Raw genomic sequence first — 14,826 nt, 5'->3', positions numbered from 1 at the left:
TAAGAAGGCCGGCGAATGCCGGCCTTCCTTTAACGATTCGTCGCGCCGCTGTTGGCAGTTTGTTAACAATTCTGTAAACTCTTGCGGTGAAAGTCCCGGTGGAACAAGGGCATTATAAGAACGTCTGACCCGCCGGATATCAATTAAGAGGTCATGATGAGTACAGAGATGAAAACCCAGGTCGTGGTACTTGGGGCAGGTCCTGCAGGTTACTCTGCAGCCTTCCGTTGTGCGGATTTAGGTCTGGAAACCGTACTGGTAGAGCGTTATAGCACCCTCGGTGGTGTTTGTCTGAACGTCGGTTGTATCCCATCTAAAGCGCTGCTGCACGTTGCTAAAGTGATTGAAGAGGCGAAAGCCCTTGAAGAGCATGGCATTGTGTTTGGCCAGCCATCTACTGATATCAACAAGATTCGCAGCTGGAAAGAGAAGGTTATCAACCAGTTGACTGGCGGCCTGTCAGGTATGGCAAAAGGTCGTAAAGTCACCGTGGTTAATGGTCTGGGCAAATTCACCGGTGCTAACACCCTGGTGGTTGAAGGAGAAGGCGGCGCGACCACCATCAACTTCGATAATGCCATCATCGCTGCGGGTTCACGCCCAATCGAACTGCCATTCATTCCACATGACGATCCACGCGTCTGGGACTCTACCGATGCGCTGGAACTGAAAGAAGTGCCGAAGCGTCTGCTGGTTATGGGCGGCGGCATCATCGGTCTGGAAATGGCGACGGTTTATCATGCGCTGGGTTCAGAGATCGATGTGGTTGAGATGTTCGACCAGGTTATCCCGGCTGCGGATAAAGACGTGGTGAAAGTCTTTACCAGGAAAATCAGCAAGAAATTTAACCTGATGCTGGAAACCAAAGTGACCGCCGTTGAAGCGAAAGACGATGGCATTTACGTTTCAATGGAAGGCAAAAAAGCACCAGGTGAAGCGCAGCGTTATGACGCGGTGCTGGTAGCTATCGGTCGTGTGCCGAACGGTAAAGGTCTGGATGCTGGTAAAGCGGGCGTGGAAGTGGACGATCGCGGTTTCATCCGCGTCGACAAGCAGATGCGTACCAACGTGCCACACATCTATGCTATCGGCGACATCGTCGGTCAGCCAATGCTGGCGCATAAAGGTGTGCATGAAGGCCACGTTGCCGCCGAAGTGATCTCCGGTCTGAAGCACTACTTCGATCCGAAAGTGATCCCTTCAATTGCCTATACTGAGCCAGAAGTTGCCTGGGTCGGTCTGACCGAGAAAGAAGCGAAAGAGAAAGGCATCAGCTACGAGACCTCCACTTTCCCGTGGGCTGCCTCTGGCCGTGCTATCGCTTCTGATTGTGCAGACGGTATGACCAAACTGATTTTCGACAAAGAGACGCACCGTATTATTGGTGGCGCGATTGTCGGCACTAACGGCGGTGAGCTGTTAGGCGAAATCGGTCTGGCGATTGAGATGGGTTGTGATGCGGAAGATATCGCGCTGACCATCCATGCTCACCCGACCCTGCATGAGTCAGTGGGTCTGGCTGCAGAGATCTTCGAAGGTAGCATCACCGATCTGCCTAACGCGAAAGCGAAGAAGAAATAAGTTTCTGCCGCAGCTATTGAGAAAGCTCCCGTAATGGGGGCTTTTTTTTGGCCTGGATTCTGGTGGTGGGATTAGGTGTGATGTTGGGTAAAATCAGAGCGTTAAATTTGGTGGAATTTTTGAGTGCGAATAAGTATTTAGTAATCAGGCAAATAAATTTAGAGTGCTCCACGCGTTAGCAGGGGATAAACCGCCTGTAAATCATGGTTATCCCACGTGACACGTTTTATTGCAGCGGCAGATCTGCTGAATGAACGTGTACTGTCAATTTATGCGTCTCAGGGCCTGCCAATTCTAAGAATACTGACCGAAGGAGGCATAGAGTACTGTGGCAAAGTGGAGCAGCATGATTATCAACTTTGTCTGGCAATAAATGATATAGACCATACGAAGACCAAAGCGATGTCACCATAGACGAACGGCAACTGCGATGCGGTTCCACATCACGATATTGCAGGAATTATATCAGGTGACGTTCCACAAAAAGCTGTATGGTGAACCCGACACATTAAAATCTGATCTTAATGACTGGCTGGCTCACTTAATAATTAGCGAACTCATCAGGGGAAAATGTGCCCTGGCCGGACGCTTATGGAAATATTACTTGATGGAAAACGCCTCTGGGCTGAGAAGAATTCAATCCAAATATACTCTGATAGATACCTGTATAAATAACGGGTAACTTTCAGATGAGGCCTGAGCTGATAAAACTTAGTATAGCCCCATGAGGGGCTTACTGATTTGGCCGTTCAGGTAAGACCTTACCTATCAGATAGACAACCCCTATAGATAAGCCAATCGCTATAAGCCTCTCATGCCACGTTTCATAGTGAAAGAACCAGTAGCAGCATAGTAAGAGCAAGAACCCGCCTATGATCGCACCTGACGCCTCTATAAGGCTATACATGATGCGTTTACCTAAGCTCAACTTAGCCGGCCCATTATCTCGCATTAGCGTTTACCTCCTGGTCTACCATCTCAATGATCTTCTCAAAAGCCGGTTGTCCCTGAGTTTGCTTTACATTCAGAGCTTCTAAGAAGGGGTTCAGAGCTGGCTCAACTAAGAAGTAAAGTAAATCATAGTTCCGCACGCGTAGCGCGTTGTAGACTTCTGGGTTGTTCTTTTGAAGCTTTTCAGAGGTGTAGACACATCTCTCTGTCATGCCACCGATCAGTAAAGCATTACCAATCAGGCCACCTCTGACCGCAACAAGGAAGGAGCTACGCTGCGCAATGGTAGTTGCTAATCTTCCGGCTATTAGTGAGTTCGTAAGCGTCCGGCCAGCAACTGAAGCCATCGTTTTGCTATAGATAGCGTTCTGCTTGAATTCAGGCACATTCTTGTTGAAGATATTGAGCACAGTCTCGATTGTCTTCATGAAGTTGTGATTTTCAAGAATGCCATGCCTGATGGCACTAACCATCCTTATTTTCTCTGTTTCACGTTGATAGCGGCTGTCTGTATCAAGAAATCCATAGGCAAGATAGCCAATGTCTGTAGGCACAGACAGGACTCCATGCATTAATCCTATCGCTGACTCAGGCGATATAATGATTTTGGCTATACGCTTTGCGATCTCACTGTAGCTACGCATCCTGAAGGTCCTTATCCTCGCTTACTTTGACTACATAGTAGTCCCTTGCTTCCGGCACTATCCTATCAACCTTGATGCCGACTGTGCCATTGCTTACCTCATCGTAAGGAACACGGTCTATCTCAATGCTTTCAATATTGAGTAAGTGCCAATGATTCTCACTGTGCTGTATTGCGATTTTATCAAACCTTGAGACAGTAAAGTTGCTGTCGGCAGGGATTATAAGGGAGTAAACCACCGCTCGATCATAGCAGTGATTGAAGTCGAGCCGGTGAAGGCTGTGTCTGAAGTCCATGAGGCATTCTTGCTTGAAGGCTTCACGAGCAGCCTCTTTGCTGATAACCCCTGATTCTATCATGTGATAGATGTTGAAAAGCTCATAGGTGAATGTCATACCTCGATTAGCTATCTCAGCATCAGTAATTTGGTTTTCGTTAAAGGGGATCGGCTCTCGTTCTTTAGGCGCTTTGTATCGACGGTGATTGACTGTGTAGATAGCTTTAGTGCCGGATAGACCAAAGATTACCGCTTTGGGCCAGCAATCTGATCGTATGAGAACGTTTGGTATATTAAGATATAGATTACTATAATCTATACATAATGATTGCGATTACTTGAGCAGCGTTCCGGCCTTCACCACAGCCTTATATAACCACAATCAGGGGCCTGCCAATGATCGCCAATCTGGTGTTCCACGCTTGAGGGGGATAAACCGCAGCTTAATCTTTGGAATGCGTGTTTTTTGCGTGTTCCCCGCGTCAACGGAAACAATCTCAGCCTCTTTAGCGCTCAGCTATGCGCTTCTCCTGCGCCACCCGTTCAATAAACATCTGCGCCAGTGCCGCAATGGCGCTATTGGCCGGCAGTCTCTCTTCGTTTATATGCATCACCAGTGAACTGCTGCGTCGGCGGCCCTGCAGTAGCGGCAGGGGACGAAGCTCACCGCTCTCTAAAAGCGCGGCGATATTCTGTTCCGGCAGCCAGCCATAACCTAACTGGTGCTGGACCGCCTCAATCGCGGCCGACAGTGTTGTAAATGACCAGTTTTCCGCTTGTTCGCCATTCACCTCTGACTGCTGCTGTTGCTGACGATCCAGTATGGTAATGCAGGGCCAGCGAGCCAGCGTGGCCGCATTAAGCGGGGCGGGTTCGCGGTGTAATGGGTGGTCGCGATGGGCAACGGCGACGAAATCGACACTCATCAGGCTTTCGCCTGCAAACTGCGTATCGCCCTGCTGCGCCACCAGCCAGAGATCGGCCTGATTTTCCGCCAGTCTGTCAGGCGTTTCACTTCGGACGATTTCGCTGAACCAGATACGCACATGGGGATAGCGCTGCTGAAAGGTCTGGAGCACATCAAACAGCAAAGGTTTGGGCAGCGTCGCATCGACCATCAGATCGATGCGTGACCGCTCGCCGCGTTGTAGTGCATTAGCCTGCGCCTCAAGCGCACTGAATCCCGCCAGCAAAGGACGCACCTGCGCGAGCAACTGATGTCCCTCTGCACTCAGCATCGCACGGCGGCCCTCCTGCTGTAACAGCGTCAGCCCCAGCCGCTGCTGAAGCAGGCCCAGCTGGTAGCTCAATGAAGACTGGCTGCGATGGTTCTTCTCTGCTGCCAGCGCAAAACTCCCTTCATTGACTACTGCATCGAGCAGATACCACTGTTCCAGCGTTGTCCTGTACATGTTGACTCATCTAAAAAATGAATTATTTAGCGCTAAAAATAGCGTTATTCATCGCTTTTGTAACGCGCAATAATCCTCTCAACGGAAACAAATGAGGAGTTAATCATGAGTACTTTTGATAAACATGACCTGTCTGGCATCGTCGGTAAACATCTGGTTTATACCTATGACAATGGCTGGAACTACGAGCTCTACATCAAAAATGCCAGCACCATCGACTACCGTATTCACAGCGGCATGGTGGGAAATCGCTGGGTTAAAAATCAGCATGTCTATGTCGTTCGTCTGGCGCAGGATGTCTATAAAGTCTCCTGGACCGAACCTACCGGCACCGATGTCAGCCTGGCCGTTAATCTGGCCGATAAAATCTTCCATGGCACCATCTTCTTCCCTCGCTGGGTAATGAACAACCCGGAAAAAACCGTCTGCTTCCAGAACGATCATCTGGAAGAGATGGCAAAATTCCGCGAAACGGGTCCGGCTTATCCAACTGAGATTATCGATGAATTCGCGACGCTGACCGTTATCCGCGAAGTGGGCGAAAATAATGAAAGCGTGATTGATTGTCCGCCTGACCAGCTGCCTGCCTATTGGCCAGCTAACCTGCAAAATTAACGCAAAACAAAAACGGTCATGGCGTCCATTTGTTAAAAATGGATTGCCCAGGCAGGCAGTGCAGGTATTAAAAGAGAATTGAGCCCTCTTGCCATGACGGAAAGGGAAGAGGGCGCGTTCTGGCGGCGGGACCAGCCACTATCACTGCAGGAAATGAAAACTACGCTGTAATCCTCTGACGCCAAAAGAACCTCACACTTCGCTCTGGTGTTGAGATTTTGTCAAACTCACCGCTGTTTTACACCCGATTCACACCGCGTTCTATTCCTGTCGGTTATCTATTTCACTGAATCATTTCGGTTAAACCGCTGCAAAGCTGACCTTATCGTGTCGCCATTTCACTGGAATACGGTAAGCTGCTGTGAGACCAAATCGGCTCACTCAGGAGCCTGATGCGGGGAGATAAGCGGGCAGAATGGGCGTAGTGGATTATGTTGTATTTTTGTAAACAGATTAACAAACAGACGGAATCCTGCTATTCTGCCCTCCGCGAAACCGGGCACCTCAACCTGGACGAGAAAGGGAAGTGTGTTCTCCATAAGTGAGCAAGGTGGTCGGAAAGCCCTACATAATGAGAGCGAGGATAACGTCGTGCTAGAAGAATACCGTAAGCACGTTGCCGAGCGTGCTGCCCAGGGAATTGTACCTAAGCCTTTAGAGGCTTCCCAGATGGCCGCGCTGGTTGAACTGCTGAAAAATCCACCTGCGGGTGAAGAAGAATTTTTGACCGATTTATTGGTCAACCGAGTCCCACCTGGCGTCGATGAAGCGGCGTATGTCAAAGCCGGTTTCCTGGCGGCTGTCGCCAAAGGCGAAGCAACCTCTCCTCTGATATCTCCTGAAAAAGCGGTTGAACTGCTCGGCACCATGCAGGGTGGTTACAATATTCACCCGCTGATTGAAGCGCTGGACGATAGCAAGCTTGCCCCAATTGCGGCGAAAGCCCTTTCACACACCCTGCTGATGTTCGACAACTTCTATGATGTCGAAGAGAAAGCGAAAGCGGGTAATGAATACGCGAAGCAGGTGATGCAATCGTGGGCCGATGCGGAATGGTATCTGTCACGTCCTGAACTGGCTGAGAAAATCACAGTTACGGTGTTCAAAGTCACTGGCGAAACCAACACCGACGATCTCTCTCCAGCCCAGGATGCCTGGTCACGTCCGGACATTCCACTGCACGCCCTGGCGATGCTGAAAAATGCCCGTGAAGGCATTGAGCCGGATGAGGCAGGCAACATCGGTCCGATCAAACAGATCGAAGCGCTTAAGACCAAAGGCTTCCCGCTGGCCTATGTCGGCGATGTGGTCGGAACCGGTTCCTCGCGTAAATCTGCCACCAACTCGGTGCTGTGGTTTATGGGCGACGACATCCCGAACGTGCCAAATAAAAAAGGCGGCGGCGTGGTGCTGGGCAGTAAAATTGCGCCAATCTTCTTCAACACCATGGAAGATGCAGGCGCACTGCCGATTGAAGTAGACGTCAACAACCTGAACATGGGTGATGTCATCGACATCTATCCGTTTAAAGGTGAAGTCCGCAATCACGAAACCAACGAACTGCTGGCCAGCTTCGAACTCAAAACCGAAGTGGTGATTGACGAAGTGCGTGCCGGTGGCCGTATTCCGCTGATCATCGGTCGTGGACTGACCACCAAAGCGCGTGAGTCACTGGGTCTGCCGCACAGCACCGTATTCCGTCAGGCGAAAGATGTTGCGGAGAGCACCCGTGGCTTCTCACTGGCGCAGAAAATGGTGGGCCGCGCCTGTGGCGTAGCCGGTGTTCGTCCAGGCGCCTATTGCGAACCGAAGATGACCTCGGTTGGCTCGCAGGATACCACCGGCCCGATGACCCGTGATGAGCTGAAAGATCTGGCTTGTCTGGGCTTCTCGACCGATCTGGTGATGCAGTCCTTCTGTCACACTGCCGCGTATCCTAAGCCAGTGGACGTGAGTACGCACCACACGCTGCCAGACTTCATCATGAACCGTGGTGGTGTATCACTGCGTCCGGGTGACGGCATTATCCACAGCTGGCTGAACCGTATGCTGCTGCCGGATACCGTGGGCACCGGTGGTGACTCCCATACCCGTTTCCCTATCGGCATCTCTTTCCCGGCGGGTTCAGGCCTGGTGGCGTTTGCCGCCGCGACCGGCGTTATGCCGCTCGACATGCCGGAATCGGTGCTGGTGCGCTTCAAAGGTAAAATGGAGCCAGGCATTACGCTGCGCGATCTGGTTCACGCCATCCCGCTGTATGCGATCAAACAGGGTCTGCTGACCGTTGAGAAGAAAGGTAAGAAAAACATCTTCTCTGGCCGTATCCTGGAGATTGAAGGTCTGCCGGATCTGAAGGTCGAGCAGGCGTTTGAGCTGTCTGATGCGTCAGCAGAGCGTTCCGCTGCGGGCTGTACCATCAAGCTGGATAAAGCACCGATTATTGAATACCTGAACTCCAACATTGTACTGCTGAAGTGGATGATCGCAGAAGGCTACGGCGATCGTCGTACACTGGAGCGTCGTGTTGAAAGCATGCAGAAATGGCTGGCCGATCCTCAGTTGCTGGAAGCAGACGCCGATGCTGAATATGCTGCGGTGATCGAAATCGATCTGGCTGACATCAAAGAGCCGATCCTCTGCGCACCAAACGATCCGGACGATGCACGTCTGCTCTCTGACGTTCAGGGCGAGAAGATCGACGAAGTGTTCATCGGCTCATGCATGACTAACATTGGTCACTTCCGTGCCGCCGGTAAACTGCTGGATAGCCACAAAGGTCAGCTGCCAACGCGTCTGTGGGTGGCACCGCCAACCAAGATGGATGCAGCACAGCTAACCGAAGAGGGCTACTACAGCGTATTCGGCAAAAGCGGTGCGCGTATCGAGATCCCAGGCTGTTCACTCTGCATGGGTAACCAGGCACGTGTTGCAGACGGTGCGACGGTGGTTTCCACCTCGACCCGTAACTTCCCGAACCGTCTGGGTAATGGCGCTAACGTCTACCTGGCATCTGCGGAGCTGGCTGCGGTCGCGTCTCTGCTTGGCAAACTGCCAACGCCGGATGAGTATCAGCAATTCATGGAGCAGGTTGATAAAACAGCCAGCGACACTTATCGCTATCTCAACTTTGACCAGCTGGCGCAGTACACTGACAAAGCTGACGGCGTGATTTTCCAGACTGCGGTCTGATTCTTCACCTGGCAGTAACAGAAAGGGGCGATGATTCGCCCCTTTTTTTCGTCCCGGCATTGGCCAGAGAGACGATCAAAAGCTGGATTTCGCCAGACAGCCTGTAATAATGCGCGACGTGTCACACTTTGCCGCGCAGGCAGCGCTGACACTCATTTAGTGACGCGATGACGTTAAGAGGAACGGGCGATGGAATATGAATTTTTACGCGATGTGACCGGACAGATTAAAGTTCGTATGTCGATGGATCATGAAGCGGTCGGCCACTGGTTCAACGAAGAGGTGAAAAACGATCCAGGATTGCTGGATGAAGTCGAAGCCGCAATCGAAGACGTCAAAGGCAGCGTGCGTCAGTGGCAGCGCGTCGGTAGCGAGTACACCATCCTGCTGGATGAGGAAGAGGTAATGATTCGCGCCAACCTGCTGGCTCTGGAGGATGACGGCATGGAAGAGGGGATGAACTACTACGACGAAGAGAGCCTCTCATTCTGTGGCATTGAAGATTTTCTGCTGGTGATCGCCGCCTACCGCCAGTTTGTTAATCAGTACGGTAAACCCGTACGGTAATTTTTACGCTGATACAGGCCGGGCTACCCGAGTCGCCCGGCCTGTTCATCAACTCAGCGACGCACCGCCGCACATCACCAGCTGCTGACCGGTGATTGTCGCGGCCGCAGGCGAAAGCAGGAACCCGACCAGTCCGGCGACTTCCTGCGGCTGAATATAGCGGCCTATCGGTGGCAAGCGCGGCGGGGAACTGGCCCGGCCCGGCTGTTGTAGCATCGGCGTTTCGGTGGCACCTGGCGCCACGATATTGGCTGTAATGCCGCGCGGTGCCAGCTCTGCCGCCCAGCTGCGCACCATGCCGATCATCGCCGATTTAGTGGCCACATACTGACTACGGCACGCCGCACCGCCTGACGTGCGACTACCCAGCAACACGATTCTGCCGCCCGCGTTCATCCGGGGCGCAAAATGGTTGGCCAGCTGTTCTGCGGCGGCAACATGCAGTTGCCACAGGCGTGTGCTGGCGTTCAGATCCAGCTCCCCGAGCGGCGCGGCCTGCATCATTCCCGCTGCATGGATCACCGCCTGCGGCACCGGCAGTTTGTCCAGTAAAGCCTGCAATGCCGCACTGTCGCTGATATCGATCTGATGGCTCTGCCAGCCCGCGTCTGACCGGTTTATCGCCGATCGGCTCAGGCCAATCACCTGCCAGCCCTCATCCAGCAGGCGATCCACAATCGCCTGGCCGATGCCGGAACTGGCTCCGGTCACCAGCGCCATCTTTTCAATCACGCGTCACCTCCCTGCACCCAGGACTCATCAACCCGCACATACTTAATCGCCTGGCGATACCAGGTGTAGGCGATATGGAGTTCGCCGTTCACACCCTGCTTGATGCTGGGGTAAGAGAACTCACGGTTTAACTTCTGCTGAGAGTTATTGGTCATGCAGTAGCCGTCGCCCTCGTCTAGATTGCGCTGCAGCGGCCAGCTTTTGCCGCCATCTGTTGAGATCGCCAGCGTCATTGGCGCTCGTGGCGCGCCCCAGAAGGCGGTGCGCCCGCTGTGCACCACCGGCTCGGCGGCAACCGCAACGTCACCGTCTTCTTCATCATCTTCAATTTCGTCATACAGCGACAACCGGCGCTCGCTGGCCCCTTCGGCGCTCATCGCATTGAACACCAGCGCCAGATGACCGTTGCGCAGCGTCGTGACCTGAATGGAGGAGTTATTGTTGGGCAGCGACAGCGGCTCGGGCGCACTCCAGCTTTCACCCTGATCAAACGAGCGGCTCTGGTAGATATGGTCGGCCCAGCGACTGCGGTAGAGTGCCAGCAGCGAGCCATCATCCAGCAGGGTCACGTTCATATGAACGCAGCCGGTGCTGTCAGGCACGCTGACGTCGCGCCAGCTCTGGCCTTTATCTTCTGAGATTTTTACCGCGCTGACGTCATAGCTGCCGACCCACTTTTCGCCGGGCTGCGTCAGGCAGTAAAACACCGGCAGCAGCCAGTTGCCGTTGGGCAGCACGACAATCGGCTGACGAATAAAGGTGCCGGGCTTATCCAGCAGGGTTTTGATCTCGCCCCAGCTTTTGCCCATATCGTGAGACTGGCGATAGCGCACGATCGCGGTGTCCTGATTACCTGATTTCTGCGCCGTCCACAGCAGCCACAGTATCTGGTCGGGATCGAGAAACAGCACCGGATTCTGTTCTGAGCGACCCGGATCGTCAGAAAGCTTCTGCGCGTCACTCCAGCGATCGCTGCCTTTTGTCAGCCGGGAACACCAGACTGAGATATCGGCAATCCCTTCCTGCGTGCCACCAAACCAGACGCAAAGCAGATCGCCATCGGGCAGCGGCAGCAGGTTAGCCGCATGGTTTTGCGGGCAGGAGGAGGGCAGCATCGCAATCTGCTGGGCGCTATCCTGCGGGTGCGGCGCAACCAGGCCGGTGCGTTCTGCGGTGACGGTTTCCTGAGTCATATTAGGCTCCACTATTTTGTGCATTGTGTTGCGGTTGAGGCTGAGACTGGCGTGACGGGATACAGCGGTCAATCACCATAATGATGGCCGGCGTAATCAGCGCCAAATACATATTGTCGATACCGAACGGATTACCCATCAGGAACCAGACGGACGTGACCACGCAGGCACCAATCAGACCGGCGTTGGCACCGCGCGTGCTCTTAAACCACGGCAGATAGAACGCCATGATCGCCACCACGGTGATCGACAGGCGAATCGCGCGGGTAAAGAACGAGAGCTTCAGCACTTCCGGGAAGAACAGGACAAACAGCAGCGGGAAGAAGCCGATGCCAATCGAGATCCAGCGCGTCACTTTAAATTCGCGCTCCGGCGTCGGATTACGATAAGGCACGTAAAAATCTTTCACCACCAGCGAGGCGATGGCCAGCGCAACGGTGCCGACGCTGACGAAAATCGAGGCCACCAGCGAGGTGGTGACGATACCCGCCAGCCACGGTGACATATCCTGCAGAAACACTGGCAGCGCATAGAGGCTCTTGATATCGGGATGCGCAAACTTCGCCGCCACGCCAATCAGCGCCATCGCCAGACCGATCGGCAGGCAGAAGATGAAGGCGACCCAGGTAGCGCGCTTCGCGGACTTCACATCTTTGGTGGAGGAGATCGCCTGGATCACAAACTGCGTACAGAAGATCGAACCCACGGTCCCGATCAGCCAGGCCACAATGGTACTGGCACCGACGTGACCATCCCACGTCCAGTAGAACGCCGGCATTTTCTCGATCATCGGGGCCACGCCGCCGGTCATTTTCAGCGCCACATAGAGAATAATCAGAATCCCGATGTACTTGATGGCGCTGTGCAGCAGCGTAACCCAGGCGACGCCTTTCATGCCGCCAAACGCAAAGTAGAAGGTACTGACCACCGCGGTGATAAAGGCCGCCTGCGTCAGGTCGATCTTCAGCACGGTGGAGATCGCCGCCGCACCGCTGATGTAGTTCCCGACGTTCACCAGCAGCAGCGCATAGATCATAATCAGCGAGATAATGTTCTTGGTTGAGCTGCCATATTTCTCGGCGATGGCACCGGAGATCGTGATTTTTCCGGTGTTGTAGATGCGTTTGACCAGAATCAGGCCAAACAGCGGGAACCCAATCGCCGCGCCAATCACCGACCAGGAGGCGGCGAAGCCATCCTCAAAGGCTGCCTGCGCCGTGCCAATGGTCGATTTTGCCCCGATATACTCTGACATCAGCATAATGCCAACGATAAAGGCGGGCATGGCGCGGGAGCCTTCCATAAAGTCGCCGCTGGTTTTACTGCGCAGCCGCCAGGTCAGCCAGGTGGTGAACAGGATATAGGCGACCACCATGCCGACGATCAGTAAGGTGCTCTCAGTTGAAAATGCTTTCATCATGACCTCGATTGTTCTGGCAGATGGCGACCATCAGGTTCGTTCTCATCTGACCGATAGGGTACAAAGGCGATGGACGTTATTGCAGGTAGTGGTTCACGATTTGACGGATCTGCTGCTGCTCGTCGGCGCTGAACTGCACCGCATAGCGGCTTTCACCCACCTCAAAGCCCTGCAGGCTGACCGCTTTTTTCACGGCGGCCGGTGAGAAACCGATGCTGTACAGCGCGGTGCGCAGGCCGGTGACGTTCTCCTGTGCCTGATGCGAACCGGCAATATCGCCGGCACGGAAGCGCGCCCAGATGGCGTTAATCGCCTCCGGTGCCACGTTTGCCAGTCCGGAAATGGAGGCGGAGCAGCCATCAACGAATCCCTGATGAATCAGCGAGTCAGGGCCGTTCAGCACATCAAAGCCCTCACAGTCGGCGGTGGCCTGCAGAAATCCGCTCAGACTTTCATAGCTGCCTGCGGAGTCTTTAATACCGATGATGTTCGGGTGCACGGCCAGCGTGCGAACGGTCTCTGGCTGCAGGGTATTGCCGGTTCGCGCCGGGATGTTGTAGAGGAACAGCGGCACCGTCAGCGCGTCCGCTACGCGCTGATAGTGGTCGATCAGCTCCTGCTGTTTCAGCGGCACAAACCATGGGGTGATCGCCGAGACGGCATCCACGCCCAGGCGTGCAATCTGTTTGCCGAGCCGGATCGTTTCGCGGGTCGAAATTTCGCCGATGTGCGCCACGACAGGCGCGCGGCCGTTGATCTCATCGACGCAGGTGGTGGTGACGGCGATCTTCTCCTGCTCGTTCAGCACAAAGAACTCGCCATTGGTGCCGCCACAGAAGATGCCGTTTCCGGCGTTGATCTGGCGTCTGACCTGTTCACGCTGTTTCATCGGATCAAAGGCACCTTCACGGTCAAAGGTGGTGACGATGGCGGTCAGTACGCCGTTGATTTTCTTATTCATGACAATCCTCATTACGCCTGGCAGGAAGGGAACAGCGTCAGGTAGACGGCGCGCACATCGTCGGCGGTGACCGCCATCGGCACGTTTTTCATCAGGCGCTGCACGTCGAGCGCCGCTTCCACTAAATAAGGCAGGTGATTCGGGCCGATGCCCAGTGCTTCCAGGCTGGCAGGCAACTGCAGCCGTGCAACCAGCGCGGTGAAGTAGTCGACCAGCGCGTGTGATTTCTCTTCATCGCTTAAACGGACGTCGGCGTCGGGCAGCAGGTCATAGGCCTGAGCGAATTTGCTCACCGCGGCCGGACGGACAAAGCGCATGCAGGGGGCCAGCAGAATGGCGTTGGCAACGCCGTGAGGCAGGTGATATTTGCCGCCAAGCGGATAGGACATCGCATGCACCAGATGCGTCCCGGCATGGGCAATCGATGCGCCGCCATAATAAGAGGCCCAGAGCATCTCCAGCCGTGCCTGCAGATTCTCCGGCTCGCGCAGCGTGGTTTCGAGATTCGCGAACAGCTTCTTCATCCCAATCAGCGCATAGTTGTCGCTGACCGGATTGGCCACGTTGGCGGTGAAGCACTCGATCAGGTGACACAGGGCATCAATGCCGGTAGACGAGGCGATGTGCGGTGGCATGCTGGTGGTGAGTTCCGGCACCAGCGCCACCACATCGGGCAGCATCACTGGTGAAATAATGCCGACTTTGGTCTCTTTCTCCGGGATCGCCAGAATCGCATTCGGCGTCGCTTCAGAACCGGTGCCGCCAGTGGTCGGGATGAGCATTGAACGGGTGCGGCGCTGCGGTTTTTCGCCTGCCAGCAGAGCGTCCAGCGACGGTGCTCCGTCGATGCACAGCACCGAGAGCAGCTTCGCCACATCCAGCACGCTGCCACCGCCGATGCCAATCACCATGTCGGCCTGGCGCTGCGCGAGCGTTTCTATAATCGCGGCCACATCATGCTGGCTCGGCTCGGGCGGCACGCTGTTGACCACGCTGATACGCGGAATCTGATCCCGGAGTTGCCCCATCAGCGCCTGAACCGCCGGAATCGCTTCAATGTTCCGGTCTGTCACTACTATCGCTGTCGTTACGCCATTCAGCAGATAGCGCATGTCGTTTAACGCCTGATAACCGCTAATCACCGTGCTGTTAATATTCATTTCATACCCTTTTTTCTGTCATGACTGAGCAGATGATTAATTTTGCTCAGCGCAATGCGAAGTCAGTCACTCTCTGTGGCTAATTTTATAAGGCATATCGATTTCGATTAATTTGAACTTGCTCA

General features: G+C 54.2%; 12 protein-coding genes and 1 pseudogene. 5 read left to right on the top strand and 8 right to left on the bottom strand.

The window, feature by feature from the left end; all coding sequences use genetic code 11:
• The first annotated feature begins 156 nt into the window (after window positions 1–156).
• Together lpdA and NP77_RS23250 are read left to right on the top strand one after the other, a co-directional pair.
• Window positions 157–1,581, top strand: a complete 1,425-nt coding sequence (lpdA, locus tag NP77_RS01480) for a dihydrolipoyl dehydrogenase (RefSeq protein ID WP_039658770.1) — start codon at window positions 157–159, stop codon at window positions 1,579–1,581.
• A 228-nt stretch (window positions 1,582–1,809) separates the two neighbouring features.
• Window positions 1,810–2,256: pseudogene (locus NP77_RS23250) on the top strand (IS481 family transposase); the annotation flags it as partial.
• A gap of 266 nt (window positions 2,257–2,522) precedes the next feature.
• On the opposite strand, the gene NP77_RS01465 reads toward NP77_RS23250, so the two are convergent.
• The 3 genes from NP77_RS01465 to NP77_RS01455 all read right to left on the bottom strand — a co-directional run bounded on the left by NP77_RS01465 (window position 2,523) and on the right by NP77_RS01455 (window position 4,864).
• Window positions 2,523–3,176 carry a hypothetical protein gene (locus NP77_RS01465; protein ID WP_039658768.1) on the bottom strand — a complete coding sequence of 218 codons (654 nt, stop codon included), beginning with the start codon at window positions 3,174–3,176 and terminating at the stop codon, window positions 2,523–2,525.
• Entirely contained in the window at window positions 3,169–3,570 is a 402-nt protein-coding gene (locus tag NP77_RS01460; RefSeq protein WP_008925594.1) for a hypothetical protein, read from the bottom strand. The genes NP77_RS01465 and NP77_RS01460 overlap by 8 nt, the downstream gene beginning before the upstream one ends.
• Window positions 3,571–3,958: 388 nt before the next feature.
• Entirely contained in the window at window positions 3,959–4,864 is a 906-nt protein-coding gene (locus tag NP77_RS01455; protein ID WP_003854707.1) for a LysR family transcriptional regulator, read from the bottom strand.
• Between the two features lie 105 nt (window positions 4,865–4,969).
• On the opposite strand from NP77_RS01455, the gene NP77_RS01450 reads away from it, so the two are divergent.
• From NP77_RS01450 to yacL, 3 genes are all read left to right on the top strand, one after another.
• Entirely contained in the window at window positions 4,970–5,479 is a 510-nt protein-coding gene (locus NP77_RS01450) for a phenolic acid decarboxylase (RefSeq protein ID WP_039658766.1), read from the top strand.
• Between the two features lie 591 nt (window positions 5,480–6,070).
• Window positions 6,071–8,668 (top strand): bifunctional aconitate hydratase 2/2-methylisocitrate dehydratase, encoded by a 2,598-nt coding sequence (gene acnB, locus NP77_RS01445; protein WP_008925596.1) that lies wholly within the window; start codon window positions 6,071–6,073, stop codon window positions 8,666–8,668.
• Between the two features lie 189 nt (window positions 8,669–8,857).
• Window positions 8,858–9,235: a protein YacL gene (yacL, locus tag NP77_RS01440; RefSeq protein ID WP_039658763.1), complete on the top strand. Its 378-nt coding sequence runs from the start codon at window positions 8,858–8,860 to the stop codon at window positions 9,233–9,235.
• Window positions 9,236–9,283: 48 nt separating this feature from the next.
• Here yacL and NP77_RS01435 read toward each other — a convergent pair whose 3' ends face one another.
• The 5 genes from NP77_RS01435 to NP77_RS01415 all read right to left on the bottom strand — a co-directional run bounded on the left by NP77_RS01435 (window position 9,284) and on the right by NP77_RS01415 (window position 14,701).
• Window positions 9,284–9,955, bottom strand: coding sequence for an SDR family NAD(P)-dependent oxidoreductase (locus NP77_RS01435; protein WP_179291181.1), 672 nt, complete (start codon window positions 9,953–9,955; stop codon window positions 9,284–9,286).
• An 8-nt stretch (window positions 9,956–9,963) separates the two neighbouring features.
• A complete protein-coding gene (locus NP77_RS01430; protein ID WP_039658760.1) occupies window positions 9,964–11,160 on the bottom strand; it encodes an exo-alpha-sialidase in 1,197 nt (398 codons plus the stop codon).
• 1 nt (window position 11,161) lies between these two features.
• Complete coding sequence (locus NP77_RS01425) at window positions 11,162–12,577, bottom strand: sodium:solute symporter family protein (RefSeq protein ID WP_003854696.1); 1,416 nt, start codon at window positions 12,575–12,577, stop codon at window positions 11,162–11,164.
• 79 nt (window positions 12,578–12,656) lie between these two features.
• The gene (locus tag NP77_RS01420; RefSeq protein ID WP_003854693.1) at window positions 12,657–13,541 is read right to left on the bottom strand and encodes a dihydrodipicolinate synthase family protein; all 885 of its coding nucleotides are present in this window, start codon (window positions 13,539–13,541) and stop codon (window positions 12,657–12,659) included.
• Window positions 13,542–13,552: 11 nt separating this feature from the next.
• On the bottom strand, window positions 13,553–14,701 hold the full coding sequence (locus NP77_RS01415; protein WP_039658758.1) for an iron-containing alcohol dehydrogenase: 1,149 nt from the start codon (window positions 14,699–14,701) through the stop codon (window positions 13,553–13,555).
• Between the last annotated feature and the right edge of the window lie 125 nt (window positions 14,702–14,826).

This window comes from Pantoea sp. MBLJ3 (genome assembly GCF_000816655.1).
GTDB lineage: Bacteria > Pseudomonadota > Gammaproteobacteria > Enterobacterales > Enterobacteriaceae > Pantoea > Pantoea eucalypti.
The sequence above is the reverse complement of the archived record's forward strand: the minus strand, read 5'-3'. Positions and strand labels throughout refer to the sequence as shown.